Consider the following 17,480-nt stretch of genomic DNA (forward strand, 5'->3'; position numbering starts at 1 on the left):
ATCGGGCTGGGGCAGCCGTACGGTCCACGGGGTCCAGGACCAGGGCTCGGTGTCCTCGGCCGGGGTTTGCGGGTGCGTGGTCCTGTCGTGCCCCGGCCGCGGGCCGGGGGACTCGGGGGGTAGTGAGCACATGGTCTGCCTGCCGGGAGTGGGGGGCCGGGGCCCGGATGTGTCCTGAGCCCCGGCCCGGCTGTCAGTAGGACTTCATCTGGAGCAGCACGGCCTCGTTGTCGACGCGTACGATGTCGACCTCGAAGTCGAAGCCCTGCTCGTCCTCGATGCGGAAGTCGGCCGACTGCTCGTTGGTGTCGTTGGTGTTCATATTTTTCCCTTTCTGCTGTGGGTCTGTCGGCCGCCGGATGGGCGTGACGGACCGCGTGGTTTCCTCCGCTTGTGGCGCACGCAGGAGGGCGCAGCGGATTTCCAGTGATGGGCAGGGTTGTGTTCTGCCCTTTCCTGCGTACCGGAATTCAGCGGTGGCTGCGTTTCCGGGGACTTTGAGATTCGGGGACTTTTGAGTTCGCCGCGTAAAGGATGTCTATCCGGGGGCCGGTGGGAGTCAGCCGGCGGTTTGCTCAGTAGGTGTCGGAAGCTGCCGGGCTCCGCCGAGAAACACCCACAGCGGGCACAGGGCGAACCCGGCGGCCACTGCCCATAGTGTTCCGTGCAGCCCGGCGAATTGCGCCAGTACTCCACCCGTCACGCCGCCGATGCTCAGGGCGCCCCAGCTGAACAGGCGGACGGTGGCCGTCATCCGGCCGAGGAGAGCCGGTGGGCACACTGACTGGCGGTAGCTGGCGAACACCACACCGAAGACCACGATCCCGCCGGACAGGGCGGCGTACCCGATGGCGAACAAGGCGAGCCCGGCGCCAGGAGAGGTCAATGGGATCAGCATCCCCAGCGCTGTTCCGCAGGTCAGTGCCGCGGTCATGGTGGGTCCAGGGCCGTAGCGGGCGACGAGGCGCCCACTAAACGTGGCGGAGAGGATTCCGCCGGCCCCGGACGTCGCGAGGAGCACCCCCACCCCGCCCTCCGGCAAGCCGACCTTCCGTACGAGGAAGAGCACGACCACGGCCTGCTGTGCGGCGACGAAGAAGTTGAACTGGGCGCCGCACAGCGTCAGCGCGCGAAGCCGTCTGTCGCCCAGGACGTACCGCAGGCCCTCGCCCACCTCGGCACGCAGCGGTGGACGAGCTGTTGTCTTGCCTGTGGTGTCGGGCCAGGCGGGCCTTTCCGGGGCGGTCCGCTCTTCGATTCCGCCCGCGGGGCGGGTGCGGGACAGCAGCAGGGCGGACGCGGCGAAGCTGAGCGCATCCAGCACGATGGCTCCCGCGGCGGTGGCAAGTTGCACGAGGCCGCCGCCGAGACCAGGGCCAAGAATCATGGCCGAGGATTGGCTGATCTGCAGACGGCCATTGGCGGTGACGAGATCGTCAGGGTGCACGAGCGACGGAAGCAGCGCCTGGTAGGCGATCGCGAAGAACACTCCGGCCACACCGGTCGCGAGGGCGACCACGTATAGCTGTGTCATGGTCAGGAATCCGCCCAGGGCTGCCAATGGGACGGATGCGAGCAAGGCGGCGCGTGCCCAGTCCGTGGCTATAGCCACGGTGCGCTTGGACCAGCGATCGACCCAGGCACCCGCTGGGAGGCCGATGAGCAGCCATGCCAGATGCTCTGCGGCCACCAGCAGGCCCACTTCGAAAGGGCTCGCGTCCAGAGTGACCACTGCCAGCAGCGGCAGTGCCACCAGTGTCACCGCGCTGCCGAGGTGGCTGATGGTCTCGCTGGCCCAGAGAAGCATGAATCCGTGATGGCGGGTCAGCGATGATGGAGAAGGTTGTGCTTCTGGCCGGTCCGCGTTCTCCGACGGCGCGGCCAGGTCAGAGGAGGAAGGCGTCACGGCCGGAGAGGTCGCCGTCCCAATCGGCATAGCGGCTGTGGACTCCGCGTAGCAGCGCGTCGAGCCCGAAGACTCCCTGACGCAAGGTCAGGAAAAGTTCGGCTGCGAGGTCACGCGGCACCGGGCCGCACTCCGTCAGCAGGTCGACGGGCAGGTTCTTGTGCTCGGCCGCGTCATCGATCTCGCCATGTGAGCGAAAGCTCTGAACCAGGGAGTCCGGTACCAGTTCGAGCAGGTCGAGAATGTCGGTGACCGCGGCCGCTGTCTGTTTGGTGGGATTCTCCGGCACCTCGGGGACGATCAGCGAGGTGGCGAAATGCGCTGGTGACTGATGCCCGGCGGCGAAGAAGTAGGTGCCGTAGGCCAGTGTTTCCGGGACGGGGTGTGCCCGGCGCACCGCGGCGGGGTCGAGACCGGCGTCGGCGAAGGCGTCGGCCATCAGCTCGCTGTGACCGCTCTCTTCGCTGTAGAACTCCTCGAACAGCGTCCTTTGCCGCGGGGTCAGCCAGTGGCCGAGGACTGCTGGCGCGGACCAGTCCGCGTTGCGGACCATGAAGTAGGACTCCAGCAGGAAGCCGAGTTCGAGGCCTCGGTCCCCGCCCCGGCGCAGCGCTTCGACGAGTGGGTTGTCCCGCCACGTGTGGTGCGCGGTGAGCCGGAAGGTGTCGATGAGGCGATGCGCCAGGTACTCCCCCGCCACCCAGTCGCCACGGCGCCGCGGATGCTCGATCACTACTCCTGCCCTCACCAGGGCTCCGACAGCACTCCGCGCAGCTGTCCGCCCCCCGGTCAACTCGATCAGGCCGCGGTGGAGCGAGCCGGGCTCGGACGAGCGCAAGATGTCCAGAGCCGTAGCGGTGACAGCAGCCGCCGGAGCGATACGGACCCGGAATGGCCCGTTGTGCACATACAGGTATCCCTCCTGTGCTTGGACTGCACAACCAGGCTTGAGCGCAGCCGATTGCGGGTCTAGCCCATTCACCGGCTCCGCCGGATCCTGCGGACCCACCGGAACTGCTAATTCGGCGCCATAGGAGGCTTCACTCAGAATACTTTGGTTGTACGCGACGGCAGACAAGGATTCCCTCCGGACGATTCCGCACAGCGAATACTGGACGCCTCCAGGAGATCCCTGAGCGGCGCTACATCCTGAAGCTAACATACGCTCAGATCCGGTTCCCAAATTCATTAAGCCGCCGATTCTGGAATATTAAATCTGCCTGGAGGCCTTGAAGTGACTTCGAGTAACGAGATAGTGGCGGCCCTCGCCGACCCCGTACGTCTGCGGATCCATTCGCTACTGGTCCTCGCGGGAGAAGACGGCGTTGCGGCCGCCGAGTTGGAAGGCCGAGTAAAGGGGGCGGCGCGCAAGGTGCCCCGGCTCCTCAGGGCGGGTCTGGTCACCCGAGCCAGCAGCGGGGCCCTGGTGGCAGTGCCGGACGCCTTCCGGCGGGCGGCCGAAGCGGACCGCGGCGCCACACCGGACCCCGGGGCCGCCGAGGGCACCGGGCATGCCGTCGCGCACCTGTTCTCCGAGGGACGACTGGTGGTCATGCCCGTCCGCCGCGCCCTGCGCAGGGCTCTCCTGGAGCACCTTGCCGAGCGCTTCTTCGAGGTCGGCCGCCGTTATACCGAGACGGAGGTGAACACCGCGCTCGGCCAGTGCTACCACGACTACTCCACCCTGCGCCGGTACCTCATCGACGAACGGCTGCTGGCACGATCGCCTGAGGGCGGCGCCTACTGGCGATCGGTCACCACGTGACGCCCCCGGGCACGGCCGGCACAGCCGCGTACCGTCTCCCGAACGGGCTCCGGGCCGTCCTCAGGCACACTCCACACCTCGATGTCGGCGTCGTGGCGCTGGCCGTAGGCGCGGGCTTACGGGACGAGGCTCCGCGGCAGGCAGGATTCGCCCATCTTCTGGAGCATCTGGCGTGCCGCCTCCCCGACTCCCTTCCCATCCCCGGCGGGATCGACGCCCCCACCGGGCGGACCGCCGAGGACACCACCGCGGTAATGGCAAGCTGCCTGCCCCAGGACCTCGCCGAGACGACTTCACGCATGGCCGCCCGCCTCTTGCCTCCGGCTACGGCAGACACCGGCCAGATGGCCCGCGAGTACGCCATCCTGCGGGGTGAACTCCGCCTGGTCACGCCTGAGGTCCACCGCGTCTGGGCTCTGGAACTCGCCGCCGTCCGCGCCACGTCCGCCGTGGGGCGCTGCTGCGGCCGCCGGTACTCTCCCTCGGCCTGCCCCGACGCCACTGACCCCGTCGTAGCCCAGCGGGTTGCCTCCTTTCACCGCGCTCATTACCGTCTGGACAATGCGGCCCTGGCCGTCTTCGCGCCGTGGCCTCCCGAGCTGACCGCACGAAAGCTGGGCTTGCGGGAACTTCCAGAGGCGGCCAGCACTCCACGGGCACATGAGGCAGCCCCATGCGGCGGCCCGTCCTGCCCCGCCTCCACACAGCACGCCGCGGCCACAGCTCCTCTCCCGCTCCGGCGGAAGACGGGCTCCGGACAACACGGTCTGTCCCGGAAGGGCACATCAACCCACTGCGCGGTCGCCCTGTGTGTCCCCCTGCCACCGGGCGATCTGGACGAACTGGCGACCGCCGCCGTACTCGCTGCCCTGCTCCGTACCCGCTTGCTCACCCTGTCGACCGGAGCAGCACCCCGGGCACAACTGGCACGCTTCGGACCGTTGACCGCACTGCGCGGGCCAGCCGCACTCACGGTCGCGGCCGCGGTGCCTGGCGCTGGCACCCACGCGACACAGCAGCTCGCCGAGGCGGTCCTCGCTGCGCTGCGCCACGTTGCGGACGGAGCTCGGGCCGCCGACATACGCCAGGCCACCACGGTGGAACGCCACGCCGTGCACGCTGTACTGGCCGACCCGTTGCGCGCCGCGGAACTCTACGCCACCGGATACCTCGCTCACGGCCACCCTGATACCCCAAATCTCTTCTTGGCAGCTCTGCAGCGCGTCCATCCACTTCAACTTGCCTGCCTGGCACAGACGTTGCTCACCACACATCCTGTTCTCCATCCGGTGCACGCCCATGACTGACCTCACAGCGGTACCGCTAGCCCGGATGCGTGCCCTCATCCAGGACATGACCCTCCAGCCCCTGGGCACCGACGCACACGTGTGGTGGCTCCCTCTTACGTCCGACGCCCCCGCCCATGTGCGCTGCACCCTGCGCCACGGGGATCACCACGCCTCCCCATGGACCGGCTGGCTGATCGCTCAGGCCCTTCGTTCGGCGGCCGTCCCATACGCCATCGCGGTTCCCGACACCCATACCGATCACCTCCGCACCACCTTGCGCGTACGCTGTCACCCCGCCCGGGTCCCGAGCCTGCTGAGCTCTCTGCTCCAGGCAACCGAGCGTGCCCACCCGGCGCGGTGCACGACAGCCGCCCTGAGGGAACTACGCCGACAACGGCGCAGCCTGCGGGCCCATGCACGCACCGAACTGCTGCGCTCCCTCTTTCCCCACCACCCGAACCTGTCCGGATTCCCTCCAGCCGGGACACTGCCCGGGCCGGAGGAGGCACGGCATGTGCTCACGACCGCCACCGCCCCCAGTTTCACGGTCATCGGCGGCGATCACTGCCCGATCCCGCCCGCCGTCTCCACCCGGCGCCCGCAACCGCTTACCGCAACCGGCCGTTCCGTGCCCCGCTGCCGTCAAGCCCCAAAGCTGGCAGCCCCCGTACTGGTACCGCTTCCGGGGCACCCCGGCGCCTCTGTACGACTGGCAGCCTTCCCGCTAGACCCGGATGCCGCTCGCCCCGGGACCCGCGCGTGGGCTTCCTTCACTCTCGCCAACGTCCTGCTCGCCGACCCCCGAGGCTCATTCCTGACTGACGCCGTACGCCACCACAGCTACGTGCTGGACGGCGTACTGGACGACTACCTGACCATGACCATGCTCGTCGCCGAACCCGACCCGCAAAACCTGTCTCCCTTCCTGGACGCCCTGCACACGGCGCTGTGCGATTTTGCCGCCGTGGCACCTTCCGCCGCCGCGCTCCGGGCTGCCGCACACCGCCACTTGACCCAGGAAGCCTTGCACCTCACCAAGCCCGAGAACCTCGCCGATCGCCTCGCCTCACTCCAGGGCCGCGGCAGCCCACCCGGGACCCTGATAGCCCACTGGCAGGCCATCCAGCACATCAGTGCCGAAGACATCCGGCATGTCACGCAGCAGCTGGGCCCTGTCGCTTTCGCCGGTGTCGTCCTCGCCGATCCGGATCGACTGCCGCGCAACGCGCAGCTGCACATGAATCAATGGCACACATGGTGAACACGCCCGCCACACGGCTTACTGACCGTTTCGCAATGAAGTTCGCTGTGAGCCTTGGGTTGGTTTCTGGGTCTGCAGGATGAGTTGGGTGGCGACTGACCTCGTGCCTGATGACTTGTGGGATCGGGTGGCTCCGTTGTTGCCTGCTCGTCCTCCGCGGCGAGCGCGGTATCCCGGACGGTTGCCTGCGGATGACCGGACTGCCCTGCGCGGCATCGTGTACGTGCTGTGCAAGGGCGTGAGCTGGCGGGACCTGCCGGCCGAGCAGGTCGGCTGCAGCGGGGTGACCTCCTGGCGGAGGTCGCGGGACTGGACCGCGGCCGGGATCTGGCCGCGGCGGCACGAGGTGCTGCTCGCGGAGCTGCGGGCGGCGGGCTTGCTGGACATGGACGACGCTGCAGTCGATGGCTCGCATGTCCGGGCTCTCAAAGGGGGGGCGCACACCGGACCTTCACCGGTCGGCCGGGCCCGGCCTGGCCCGGCCGGGCAGCAGACATCACCTGATCGTCGACCGGCACGGCATCCCGCCGGCCATCTCGCTGACCGGCGGGAACCGCCACGACGTCACCCAGCTGATGCCACTGCTGGACGCGATCCCCCGCATCCGCGGGGTGCGCGGGCGCCCGCGCCACCGGCCGGCCCGCCTGTTCGCCGACCGCGGCTACGACTACGACTGCTACCGCCCCCTGCGGGCCCGCGGCATCACCCCGAAGACCGCCCGCAAGGGCACCGCCCAGGGCCCCGGCCTGGGCCAGACCCGCTGGCTCGTCGAGCCGACCTTCGCATCGCTGCACCAGTTCAAGCGCCTCCGCATCCGCTACGAGATATGCGCCGACCTCCACCTTGGCCTACTCCAACTCGCCTGCAGCATCATCTGCTTACGACGACTGCGGACATCATTTTGAAACAGTCAGTAAACCAGCGCAATGACGCAGCCGTGGAACACAGGGAGGCGCTACACGGCAGTCCGCGGGACGAAGTACGCACCACACACAGGTTGAAGATGCGTGAAGGTGTCTTCCAGGCGGTTGCCGCGCGGGCGTCCGTTCCACGCGTGCGCGGGCGCCCCCTCCCTGCCGCCGCGGCCCCCGCCGTCCCAGCCGTCCGTACCCGTCTGTGCCGGTTCGGGACCAAAGCCCCCAGAGAAGGGTCCTTCGGCCGCAGCCGGTCAGGGCTGGATACAGAGAAGATCAACAAGCGGAACATCAAGTTCCGTTTTGGAACGCCAGATTCCAGTGATGCTCATCCCCAGCTGACGGCTTCAAAGCCGCTGATGGCCACGGAGCGCTCACTGGTGACCAAACGTCACCACCTGACCACGGTGACAGCACCACACCCTATGGGGAACAGATGCGTCTTTTAAACGCCAAGTCCTCCACGCTGAGCGGCATCGCCGTCCTGGCCGCCAGCGCCGTGCTGGCCACGGCCGTTCCCTCCCTCGCGGACTCCGCCCCGGACGGGACGCGCACCGGTGAGACGGCGAGCGCCGTCGAGAAGGCCACCGGCACCGCGGGCCTGGCTGTGCCCCAGCCCCGCGGCAACACCCTGGTGGCGGACACCGCGGGCGCCCGCGTGGAGATGCCCCGGACCGGCGCTGGCAAGCTCACCGTCACCGCCTCCACCGGAACCCGGATAGCCATCGGCCTGCCCGGCACCGCCGGCGCACCCGCACACACCTCGGCCCACGGCACCGTGGTCTACCCCCAGCCCCAGGCACCGGTCGACGTCGCCGCGCAGGCCGGTACCGACGGCAGCGCCAGCGCACTGATCACTATGAAGAACGCCTCGGCGCCCACCGAGTACCGCTTCCCCCTCGGCCTGCCCGACGGCGCGCACGCGACCCTCCTGGAGGAGGGCGGCGTGGTCGTTGGTGACAGCGAGGGAGAGGTGGCCGGCTTCTTCGGCGCTCCCTGGGCCAAGGACGCCACCGGCAAGGCGGTCCCCACCAGCTTCCGCCTTGAGGGCACCACCCTGATCCAGACCGTCCGCCCCAGCGCCTCCACCGTCTACCCCGTCGTCGCCGACCCCAAGTGGCTGGACGAGGTCGTGGGCGTCGTCGGCGGCGTCGTCCACAACACCTGGAGCTCCGTGAAGTGCGGCGGCGCACTCGGAGCAGCCTTCGTCCCCGGTCACAAGGCCTACAAGGCGATCAAGGCCGCCGGCGGTGTGAAGAAGGTCCTGAGCATCCTCGCCGGGGTGGACACCCTGGCGGGCGCGATGGCCGCGCTGGGGGCAGGCGGCACCACGCTGTTCGGGATCAAGTCCATCAAGAAGGCATGCTTCGACGACCTGAAGTAGGAGGCAGGACGACCACGGAGACACTGTCGTGAGATCCCCGAACACCAGCAGGCCTGACCGCCGGACACCGCCCTGGCAGGGCGCGGCGATGCTCGCCCTTGGGTACGCCGTCTTCTACGCCCCCCTGGCCTACGCCAGCAGCCATCCCATCCGGTTCAACTGGCTGGTGTGACCCGCGCTCGCGGTGGCGTGCGTGACGTTCACCGCGTGCCACAGGGGCTTCGGCGACCGGCCCTGGTTCGTACGGACGATGACCCTGCTCATCATCGCAGTCGCGATCATCGGCGCGAATACGTCCTGACACAACGTTGGACCACATGCGCATGGAGCAGTACGGGCTGTGCCGGGCCCGGCACGGCCTCCTCCAGCACACTCCCCCGGCAGCCGTGAGCTCCGCCGGTTTTCCGGCCACGGAAGGAGATTCCGCTGCGTACACACAGCGACAGCGACAAGAGCCAGTGGACCATCAGATGGCGTGACGCCGGTGCGGCGGGAGCCCTCTACGCCCTGGGATACTTCTCTGTGGCGTACTTCATCGACAAGCCGCTCCACATGCACTGGCTCGTCTGGCCCGCACTGGCCTTCGCCTGCGCCATGTTCGCGGCAGACTGCAAGGGCTTCGGTGACTCCCCCCGCTTCGTCTGGCCCATGAGCGGGCTCCTGGCCGCGACCACCATCATCGCCGCAGCCATGTCCTGACCCAGCCTCCCACCCAGTGCCTGTCCCTGGCGTCGCACGCAAGGGACAGGCACCGTGCGTAGCACGGGCTCCTCCAGATCCGCAGCAAGGAGCCGTGGCGCTGGGCAGGGAGGGCTCGCGCCACATGGTCGTGGACTCGCTGACCTGCCGGTGGCGGCTGCGCGGCTGCACATGGTGGCCGTCTGGCGCGAGGCCAGGAACTTCTTCACGGCCAAGGAACAGGCGGCGCTCGCGCTGACCGAGGCGGTCACCCCGCCTCGCCGACGCGGGGGTACCCGACGCCGTCTACGCGGAGGCCGCCGCCCACTTCGACGAGGCCGAGCTGGCCCAGGTCCTGTCCCTGATCTTCACGATCAACACGTGGAACCGGATCGCCCTGGCCACGGCCAAGGTCGCCGGCACGGACGAGCGCCAGGGCTGAGCCCTGACGCCCGGGGTCATCCACCCCTACGCGGCGGTCACGAGGGCCTCACGCGCCCCTGCCCGTTCCGCCCGGCGGGCCGCGGGTCCCATCGCGCAGGAGGCTGCGAGGATCGCCCCGCCCAGGACCAGCCACCCCGAAGTCCCCCACTGCACGAGCAGCGCGGTCAGGACCATCGGGCCCAGGGTGCGGGCCACGGTGACGCCGGTGCCGAAGAAGCCCTGGTACTCGCCGATCCGCCCGGCCGGTGCCAGGTCGAAGCCGAGCTGCCAGGAACCGGCGGACTGGAGCATCTCGGCGGCGAGCAGCAGCAGGGAGCCGACGACGAGCACCCCGGCCGCGGCCCACGGCCCGGCGTCCACGGCCGACAGGGCGAACACCGCGCACGTCACCAGCATCAGCACGCCCGACCTGCGCACGGCCCGCACCGCCGTCGGGACCCCGGACACCGCACGGGCAGTGCGCACCTGGAAGGCCATCACCCCCAGCGTGTTGAGCACGAAGAGGGCCGAGACGAGCCACGCGGGCGCCTGGGTGCGCTCGGTGAGCCACAGCGGGACGCCCAGGCTGAGCAGCGGCATCCGCAGCAACAGCACGGTGTTGAGGGCGGTCACGACCACGTACGGGCGGTCCTTGAGCACGACGAGCCGGTCGCCCGCGACGGCCGGGGCAGGGGCGAGGGCGGGCAGCCGCCCCAGGACGTACGCGCACGCCACGAAGCTCGCCGCATCGAGCGCGAACACCGCCAGGTAGGCGGCCTGGCTGCCGTAGTGCAGGGCGACCCCGCCGAGCGCCGCGCCCACCGCGAGCCCCGCGTTGAGCGTCGACTGGAGGTGGGCGAGGGCGCCGGTCCGCTCGTCCTTGGTGACGAGCCCGGCGAGCAGCGCCTGCCGCGCGGCCGCGAGCCCCGACTGGGCGGTGGCGTAGCCGAGCGCGGACGCCACGAAGGGCACGAAGCCGCGCACCACGAGGAAGGACGCCACGGCCGCCGCGGTCGCGAGGGCCAGGAGCACGGCGGTGCCGCGCGGCCCGCGCCGGTCGGCGAGCCGCCCCAGGGGCACGCCCACGACCGAGCCCACCGCCCAGGCGACGGTGAGTCCGAGCCCGATCCGCGCCGGGGCGATGCCGACGACGTGCGTGAAGTACAGGGCCGAGGTGACGTAGTAGGCGCCGTCGCCGACGGAGTTGCTGAGCTGGGCGAGGGCCAGGAGCCGGAGCGGGCCGCGGGCGGGCAGGAGCCGGGATGTCGTCATGTCCCGAACACTAGGGACGCAGTGGCACCCTTAAGTGGTCCATTTCCCGGGCCTGATCATGGGCCACTTGGCGGCCGCCGGGAAGGCCACCGCTGCCGCACGGATCACGGAAGGCGTCGACGACACGTGCTTGCTCAGGGCTTTCCTCCACAAGGCTGTCGCCCTCGGCGCCCGGTGGTGACCTGGCCGCGGGGTGCCGGGATGGAACCGGCCGTGGGCCGGGCACTGCACACGCCGCGAGGTCTTCGGCCGCTTCCGCGTCAGCCAGGTGGTGAGCACCAGCAGGGCTGCCGGGTTTGCGCCCGACCTGCGATCCGCTGACAGGGGCTTGCGCAGAGCCGGGGGCTCTCACTGCCCTCGAGGACGATGTCGGCAGCGGTGAACGGGTGCCGTTGCTGGGTCAAGACGAGCTGTTAGAGCGGTCGTTCTATGCCGAGTTCCTGCATGGCGGAGGAGGGCGGGCTGCACCCGTGACAGGGCGCGGGCGTCGCGGCGGCGCCGTCCGACGTCCTGGAGCCGCCGCCGCTGCTCGCGCAGTTCTGCCGGTCCCCCGCTCCGGGAGGCGGCCGGCCTTCCGGCCGGTGTGCAACGGCTGCGGGCGCGACCTCAAGGCGGCGGGCACAACCACGGGGTACGGGCGGGGGCGGGAACCCAGGCGCTCCGCACGCCGCGCGGCGCGGACCCGGGCGGCCAAGGCGCCTGCGGCCAGGTGGGCCCGCTCATACGGGAGCGCGGTGCGGTGGCGGGTCAGCGGGCGCAGCACGGGCTGGTCCTCGGTGTCGCGCGGGTACAGGGCGCGCAGGTCGGCGGTCATCATCCGGCCCCGGCCGACGGGGCGGGTGTAGTCGTCGACGATCGCCTGCACGATTTGTTCGTCCAGGCCCACCTCGTGGAGGTAGCTGCGCAGGGCGTAGGCGAGGTGCTGGCGGGCTTCGGCGAGCAGGTGGTGGCGCGCGAAGGCGCCGCGCATCACGTCCACGACAGCGACGGTGTCCACGGCCGCCAGGACGACGTCGGCCACCGGCCGCACCCGGGCCCACCGCCGCTGCGGCCGCCGCCCGTGCCCGCTCGGCCAGCCGGTCCACGACGACCGCCCGGATCGCCGAGGTGCGCCAAGGGCTGGAGGCCTGGGCGCGTGCGGTGATGGGACTCCTTGGATTCGGCCACCCCGTGATCGGTTCCGCCTCGGAGCCGCTCCGCTTGATTGCCCAGGAAAGCCCGCGCTGACCAGGGGTTGGGCTGTGAATGGTCTTGGTCCTTTGTTCCGTTACGTCGGCAGGAGGCCGGGCTTGTGCCATCGATGCGGTTGCTGTCCCGCCAGTGCCCTAGCCGCTGACGGGGGCCCAGAAGGAGGCGGGCAACGCCTCCACCTCGAGGGCGGCTTGGCGCAGGTCGGCAGCAACCGGGAGCAGTGCGGTGTAGGCGGGGTCGCCGTCGGCGGCCATGTGGTCGATGACGTCGGCGTTGGTCCGGGCCCGTGTGGCCACGACGGCTGCGAATGCCGACCGGTCGCCGTCGTAGCCGTAGGCGTCGAGCAGCATGTGCAGACGCCGGGACCGGTCCTCGAACGCGGTGAAGCCCGTCCTCTTGGCCAATCGACGGGCCTGCAACGGCACCCAGGTCAGCGCCATGAATGCCAGATCGAACTCGCGCGACGAAGGTCCAGCGGTGTCCCAGTCGAAGAACCCGGCCAGATCGCCATCGCGCCACACCGCGTTCCACGGGGCGGCGTCATGGTGTCCGATGACCAGCCCCGGCCGCCACGTCTGCCCAGCGAGCCAGCGCACCCCCGGCGGTGGCACAAACGTCTCCGTCGCATCGTGCAGCCGACGGGCCCACCTGCCGACACTCACCAACGCGGTGTCCGAGTACACCCACGCAGGCCAGGGAAGGTCCTCACCAGCAGTCTCGCCCCCGAGATAGGTCAAGACCTCACGCCCTTGTACGTCCATCCCCAGCACCCGGGGCGCTCCGGCGAATCCCACCGCCTCCAGGTGACGCAGCACCGCATGCACGGCGGGGCTCCAGGGCCGTACGGGCCGGTGGACCGCATCACCGATACGCACCGCACCCACGGTCCGGCCGCCCGGCAGACGTTGCTCCTCCACGCTCTGGTTGTATCGCATGCCGACCCGTCTGGGCATCCAGGTTTCCCCCGGCCGCTGCCTTTGCCGCAACTCCACTCCGGCCAGCGGATGCTCGGGCAGACCAAGTCCCTTGAGGGCTTGATCAAGTGTGGCGAGGAGTAACCCTGGGCCGTCGTTTCCAAGAATCGCCATCAGCGGCCGGGCCGGTGATCTACCAGCCGCTGTGGAGCACCGGCTACGCGATGTCGGACGGGCAGGCCTGTTCCATCTGGGCCACCAATGTCACGCCCGGCGAGACCGGGACTCCGATGCGGAGAGAATCGGAGTCTGCTGCGTACGTGGTGGCTTTGGGTGGTGCTGTGGTTCAGGTGGGCTGCTGGACTGGTGCAGGCGGGTCGGGCTCTGCCGCAGTCGGTGCGGGGACCAGTTGGCGCAGTCGTGCCTGGGTTTCGGGGTCGGTGGAGTACAGGAGGGTTCCGGACATGCCGCGGGTGAGCAGGACTTTGTAGGTGTTGCGGACCAGGCGGAGGAAGGTGTCAGGGTCAGTTCTGCTGAGCGCGGGGTCCCTGCTGGCCTGAGGGTTGGGGAGCCAGCGGTCCTGGCGCCAGACGAGGTCTTCTCCGAGGATGACGCCGTTCCAGTCGTACTCGAAGCCCTGGGCGGTGTAGATGCAGCCGACCTGGCCGAAGCCGTCGGGGTCGGTGGCCCACAGCCAGGACGGGGGGACGCCGTCGAGGCGGGACTCACCGCGCAGGTTCCACGGCTTGCGCCAGGAGCCGATCGCGATGTCGTCGACCAGACGGCCGCGGCGCGGGTCGCTCCATCGCCAGCAGAAGCCGGCCGTGATGCGGGCGGTGAGGTGCTGCGCCTCCTTGGCCTGCAGGAGGTCTTCCATCTGCTGGGGAGAGTCGACCACTTGGACGTGGAAGGTCCGCTCGTTAGCCCACGCGGTGGCGGGCTCGTCGGTGAGCTGCAGCAGGCTCAGCACCCACTGTTCGTAGGCGCGGCTGCCGCCGTTGCGGAACTGGCCGTTGAGGTCGATGTGGCGTGGGCGCAGGCCTCGGGCGGCGGCAGCCTGGTCGATCGCTTGGCGGCTGCCCATCTCGCCGGGGCGTACGACTTGGTGGTCGTCCATGAGGAAGACGGGGACGCGGGCGGCGTCGAGGAGTTCGTCGATCTGGCGTACCCCGCGGTGGCGGACGGAGTGGGCGCGGATGCGGTGGGCCTCGTCGCAGATCAGCGCGTCCAGTCCGTTCTTGGGGGCGTCGGCGAAGTTCATGAAGTAGCCGAAGAGCTTGCGGACGCGGGGGTTGTCGGTGCCGATGGCGTGGTGGAGGGTGCGGGTGAAGGACTTGGATCCGGTGGCGTGGACCACGGTGTGGCGGTCGTGGGCGAGGTGGCGCATCAGGTGCAGGGCGATGACGCTTTTGCCGGAGCCGGGGCCGCCGGTGACGATGATGACTTCTTTGCTGTCCGCTTCGCGGGCCTTCTTCACCGCGCGGCGGACCAGGGAGACGGCGACCTGCTGTTGGTCGAGCAGGATGAACCGGTCGGTGTGCAGGATCTCTTCCGCGGTCGCGCGCAGCAGGGGGCGGCTGGGGGCCAGGGGGCTGTCGATGAGTTCGTCGGCGGCTGTGGTGCCGTGAGCGGGTGAGAGGCGCGACTGCAGATAGGTGATCAGTTGATCACGGGTGCTGCGTGTGAACAGGCGCCCGTGGTGGTCGGGTTCGAGGGCGAGCAGGTCGGCCACGCCGGTGGCATCGGCGTTGTGGAGGTAGGCCACGCCGGCTACCGCGTCGGGTTCGGTGTCCAGCACGGTGGTGAAGTCCTGCAGGTACTGGCAGTAGCGCCGTACCTGGGCGACCGGGTGCAGGAAGGCCCGGTTGTTGTTGCCGGCCCCTGGCAGGCAGAGGTCCTCGGTGTCGGGCAGGGCCCGGGCGTGGGTCCACTGCTTGAGCTCGACGATGACGTAGGACGGCTGGGACGTGTGGGGGTGCCAGCCGGCCAGCACCACGTCGGCCCGCAGGCTGGACAGGGCCAGCCGGTACTCGATCAGTACCTCGACATGCTGCAGTCCGGCTTCGTCCAGCACGTGGGCCAGGGCGGGCAGGCTGTTGCGCCAGGACCGTATCTCCGCGTCTTCCAGCCGCCCCAGTCGCGCCTTCCGGTGGCGCTCGGCCAGATCGCCGGCCACCGTGCCCTGTTGGCAGCGTTCGATGAACTCGCGCGCGGACATGCGCAGTAACGGCATCGTCGTCTCCTGGGTCGAATGCGTTCCATCAAGCAGCACGGGCGGCCCCGCACGGGGTGGGTGCGGCCCGGCGTGGTCGGGCGGCGTGCCTGGGCGCGCGGGGACCGGTCCGTAGGGCGCTGTCCTCCGGCCCGGAGCCGGAGGGGCCTGCCCGGTGCCACGTATGCCGCGCGTGAATGCTGTACAGCCGCGTCCCTGGGTGCGGGGAGCCAGACCGGGCGAGCCGGGCCGCGGTTACGGCTGGGGGGCGGCGGGGGGCTGGGGGACGAGATACTGGTAGCGGGTGGGCCGCAGGTCTTCCTCGGCCGGCTGCCAGTCCTCGAGCAGCAGGACGTCGCCGCCGCTGCAGTGGTACGCGCCGTCCGTCCTGGTGACCTTGATGTCGCTGACGATGAACAGGTCGACGGTGTGACGGGTGTCGCGGGCGTGGAAGACCTCGTTCACGGTCAGCTCCACGCTGGTGGGGGCGCCGGTGGTGCCCTTGACCTCCACCCGCCGCTCCAGCCCTTGCCGCTCCAGGCGCAGGTCGTAGGGCTTGCCAACCTTGTGCACCGTCCAGCCCCGCTCGGGATCCTGATAGTGGTTGACGGCCTTGTCCTCGGCGTACAGCTCGACCGCCTTGCGCTTTTCCGGGTCCATCTGCCGGCCCGCGCCCCGCCGCCCGCGCCGGGGGCTGTTGGGGCCCTCCAACTGCTCAAGCGTGACCCCGGGGGTCGCGGCGAGCGCGATGTCACGGTCCGCGGCCCAGTCGGCCTTGATGCCGGCCGCGTCGAACAGCGGCTGCGGGTCCATCGCCACCAGGTACCCCACCCCCTGCTGGGTCCCCGACCGGCGCGCCGCCTGCGACGCCTCCGCGCTGAGCGGACCCTCCGGGCCCAGCGGCACATCGTCGAGCACGGCCAGCGGCTCCAGGCCCAGCCGGTAGGGGTAGATGACCCGCTCCTCGGCGACCTCGTCCGGCCAGTGCGGCGCCGTGCCCTGGTACACAGCCACCTGCACCTTGCACAGCACCATCCGCGCAGACTTCGCTTCCCACTCCCCCGGCTGCACCCGCGGCGCCGCCCCGGTCACCAGCACCGCGAAGTCCGGCTCCCGCCGTCCGTACCAGTCCGGCTTCCTCGGAAAACCCCAGGACCGCGTCACCATCCCGTGTTCCAGGTTCCGCTGGTGCCCGACCTTCTGCCCCACATGAATCATCACGAACAACGCCTCAGAAGCCACCAGGGCACCTTAAGGCCATCACTAACGACTGGTCAACAAGGCATTTCTTACTGCTCCTCGACGGCTCGACGAAGCCCCGCCAGCCGAAGGCGTACTCCGCGGGCATCTCCACCACTCGCCGCATGAGGGGCTCGCGGTACGGGCTGGGATTGTTGCTGATGGAGGGGTAGTCACTGGTGCCAGGGGGTTGCGTACTGCGGCCTCATCAGGTCGCGCCCGCCCCCGCTGTGCTGCGTCGGCGGCCGAGAGCTCCAACGCCCGCTCCACGATCAGTGCGCCGATCACAGCCCTCATGCCCATCGGCTCACCCGCTCCGGCGCGCCGCCGTCGCGGTCCGCGCCGCCTTCAATGCGGCTTTCGCGCTACCCGGAGAAATCGACAGCGGACGTCGCACCTCTGCTCACGTCTGCCCCCAGGGCTAGACCAAGGTTCAGATGCCCGAGGCCGGACAGGCGCCGCGACGAACACCTGCGTGAACAGGCTCTGCGCCAACGCCTCGCCGGACCGAGTGATGTGGCCGAACGCTACCTGGTGGTCATGCGCGGCACGGACCCGATCCGCCAGCCCAGCACCTGCTCGCGGGACAGGTCCTTCAGGACCAGCTCCGGGCCGAGGCCGTCGGTGTCCGCGGCCTCCTGCCCCCTGCCTGACGCGACGTCGGCCGGGCGGGCGGGCGCAGGCAGCACGACCGTGAGCTACGGCAGCCTGCCCTACCAGACGCCACTCGCGCGTCTTCGCCCATGCCCGGGCTGTCACGCCCTGGTGCAGCTGGGTGCGGTGGCCGCCCGCCGCTCAGCCTCCGAGAGTGTCGCTGCCGAGCCCTTCCGGCCCGGTCATGACGAGGAAGGTAGCGGCCAACGTTGGCGGTGAAGCATCCCGTGCCGCCTACACCACACCCATGCTCATCATGTTCGCGTATGCACTGACTATCTCGCCGTTGAGGCATGCAATCGCCCGCCTGCTGCTCCATCACGTCCAGGCACCTCTCGCCGACTCCCAGTACGTCCGAGGCGTCCTGCCTGCCCCGCC

15 protein-coding genes and 2 pseudogenes are annotated in these 17,480 nt (G+C 69.9%); 8 read left to right on the forward strand and 9 right to left on the reverse strand.

Going from position 1 to position 17,480, the window contains the following annotated elements:
- Positions 1–193 precede the first annotated feature (193 nt).
- From AC5WAM_RS00090 to AC5WAM_RS00100, 3 genes are all read right to left on the reverse strand, one after another.
- Positions 194–322, reverse strand: coding sequence for a hypothetical protein (locus AC5WAM_RS00090; RefSeq protein ID WP_495521025.1), 129 nt, complete (start codon positions 320–322; stop codon positions 194–196).
- Positions 323–559: 237 nt separating this feature from the next.
- Entirely contained in the window at positions 560–1,936 is a 1,377-nt protein-coding gene (locus AC5WAM_RS00095; RefSeq protein ID WP_495521026.1) for an MFS transporter, read from the reverse strand.
- A complete protein-coding gene (locus tag AC5WAM_RS00100; protein WP_495521027.1) occupies positions 1,887–2,639 on the reverse strand; it encodes an iron-containing redox enzyme family protein in 753 nt (250 codons plus the stop codon). The genes AC5WAM_RS00095 and AC5WAM_RS00100 overlap by 50 nt, the downstream gene beginning before the upstream one ends.
- A gap of 501 nt (positions 2,640–3,140) precedes the next feature.
- Here AC5WAM_RS00100 and AC5WAM_RS00105 point away from each other — a divergent pair.
- The 8 genes and pseudogenes from AC5WAM_RS00105 to AC5WAM_RS00140 form a co-directional block, all read left to right on the forward strand.
- Positions 3,141–3,671, forward strand: coding sequence for a DUF2087 domain-containing protein (locus AC5WAM_RS00105; protein ID WP_495521028.1), 531 nt, complete (start codon positions 3,141–3,143; stop codon positions 3,669–3,671).
- Between the two features lie 941 nt (positions 3,672–4,612).
- Positions 4,613–4,978, forward strand: a complete 366-nt coding sequence (locus AC5WAM_RS00110) for a hypothetical protein (protein ID WP_495521029.1) — start codon at positions 4,613–4,615, stop codon at positions 4,976–4,978.
- 826 nt (positions 4,979–5,804) lie between these two features.
- Entirely contained in the window at positions 5,805–6,221 is a 417-nt protein-coding gene (locus tag AC5WAM_RS00115; RefSeq protein WP_495521030.1) for a hypothetical protein, read from the forward strand.
- A gap of 79 nt (positions 6,222–6,300) precedes the next feature.
- Positions 6,301–7,126: pseudogene (locus tag AC5WAM_RS00120) on the forward strand (IS5 family transposase).
- A gap of 445 nt (positions 7,127–7,571) precedes the next feature.
- Positions 7,572–8,519: a hypothetical protein gene (locus tag AC5WAM_RS00125; RefSeq protein ID WP_495521031.1), complete on the forward strand. Its 948-nt coding sequence runs from the start codon at positions 7,572–7,574 to the stop codon at positions 8,517–8,519.
- Positions 8,520–8,547: 28 nt separating this feature from the next.
- The gene (locus AC5WAM_RS00130) at positions 8,548–8,691 is read left to right on the forward strand and encodes a hypothetical protein (protein ID WP_495521032.1); all 144 of its coding nucleotides are present in this window, start codon (positions 8,548–8,550) and stop codon (positions 8,689–8,691) included.
- Positions 8,692–9,041: 350 nt separating this feature from the next.
- Positions 9,042–9,218 (forward strand): hypothetical protein, encoded by a 177-nt coding sequence (locus AC5WAM_RS00135; protein ID WP_495521033.1) that lies wholly within the window; start codon positions 9,042–9,044, stop codon positions 9,216–9,218.
- Positions 9,219–9,380: 162 nt separating this feature from the next.
- A pseudogene (locus tag AC5WAM_RS00140) lies at positions 9,381–9,639 on the forward strand (carboxymuconolactone decarboxylase family protein); the annotation flags it as partial.
- Between the two features lie 26 nt (positions 9,640–9,665).
- Here AC5WAM_RS00140 and AC5WAM_RS00145 read toward each other — a convergent pair.
- The 6 genes from AC5WAM_RS00145 to AC5WAM_RS00170 all read right to left on the reverse strand — a co-directional run bounded on the left by AC5WAM_RS00145 (position 9,666) and on the right by AC5WAM_RS00170 (position 17,137).
- Positions 9,666–10,892: an MFS transporter gene (locus tag AC5WAM_RS00145; protein ID WP_495521034.1), complete on the reverse strand. Its 1,227-nt coding sequence runs from the start codon at positions 10,890–10,892 to the stop codon at positions 9,666–9,668.
- A 427-nt stretch (positions 10,893–11,319) separates the two neighbouring features.
- Positions 11,320–11,913, reverse strand: coding sequence for a hypothetical protein (locus AC5WAM_RS00150; RefSeq protein ID WP_495521035.1), 594 nt, complete (start codon positions 11,911–11,913; stop codon positions 11,320–11,322).
- Positions 11,914–12,217: 304 nt separating this feature from the next.
- A complete protein-coding gene (locus AC5WAM_RS00155) occupies positions 12,218–13,018 on the reverse strand; it encodes a phosphotransferase (protein ID WP_495521036.1) in 801 nt (266 codons plus the stop codon).
- 325 nt (positions 13,019–13,343) lie between these two features.
- On the reverse strand, positions 13,344–15,230 hold the full coding sequence (locus AC5WAM_RS00160) for a DNA/RNA helicase domain-containing protein (protein ID WP_495521037.1): 1,887 nt from the start codon (positions 15,228–15,230) through the stop codon (positions 13,344–13,346).
- 234 nt (positions 15,231–15,464) lie between these two features.
- Complete coding sequence (locus tag AC5WAM_RS00165) at positions 15,465–16,451, reverse strand: protein NO VEIN domain-containing protein (protein WP_495521038.1); 987 nt, start codon at positions 16,449–16,451, stop codon at positions 15,465–15,467.
- 524 nt (positions 16,452–16,975) lie between these two features.
- A complete protein-coding gene (locus AC5WAM_RS00170; RefSeq protein WP_495521039.1) occupies positions 16,976–17,137 on the reverse strand; it encodes a hypothetical protein in 162 nt (53 codons plus the stop codon).
- Positions 17,138–17,480 lie beyond the last annotated feature (343 nt).

Source organism: Streptomyces sp. JLYT201, assembly GCF_059448825.1.

Coding starts and splice junctions, on each gene's coding strand:
- AC5WAM_RS00155 (WP_495521036.1), bottom strand. CDS start 13,018: ATGCGATACAACCAGAGCGTGGAGGAGCAACGTCTGCCGGGCGGCCGG.
- AC5WAM_RS00145 (WP_495521034.1), bottom strand. CDS start 10,892: ATGACGACATCCCGGCTCCTGCCCGCCCGCGGCCCGCTCCGGCTCCTG.
- AC5WAM_RS00125 (WP_495521031.1), top strand. CDS start 7,572: ATGCGTCTTTTAAACGCCAAGTCCTCCACGCTGAGCGGCATCGCCGTC.
- AC5WAM_RS00090 (WP_495521025.1), bottom strand. CDS start 322: ATGAACACCAACGACACCAACGAGCAGTCGGCCGACTTCCGCATCGAG.
- AC5WAM_RS00095 (WP_495521026.1), bottom strand. CDS start 1,936: ATGCCGATTGGGACGGCGACCTCTCCGGCCGTGACGCCTTCCTCCTCT.
- AC5WAM_RS00160 (WP_495521037.1), bottom strand. CDS start 15,230: ATGCCGTTACTGCGCATGTCCGCGCGCGAGTTCATCGAACGCTGCCAA.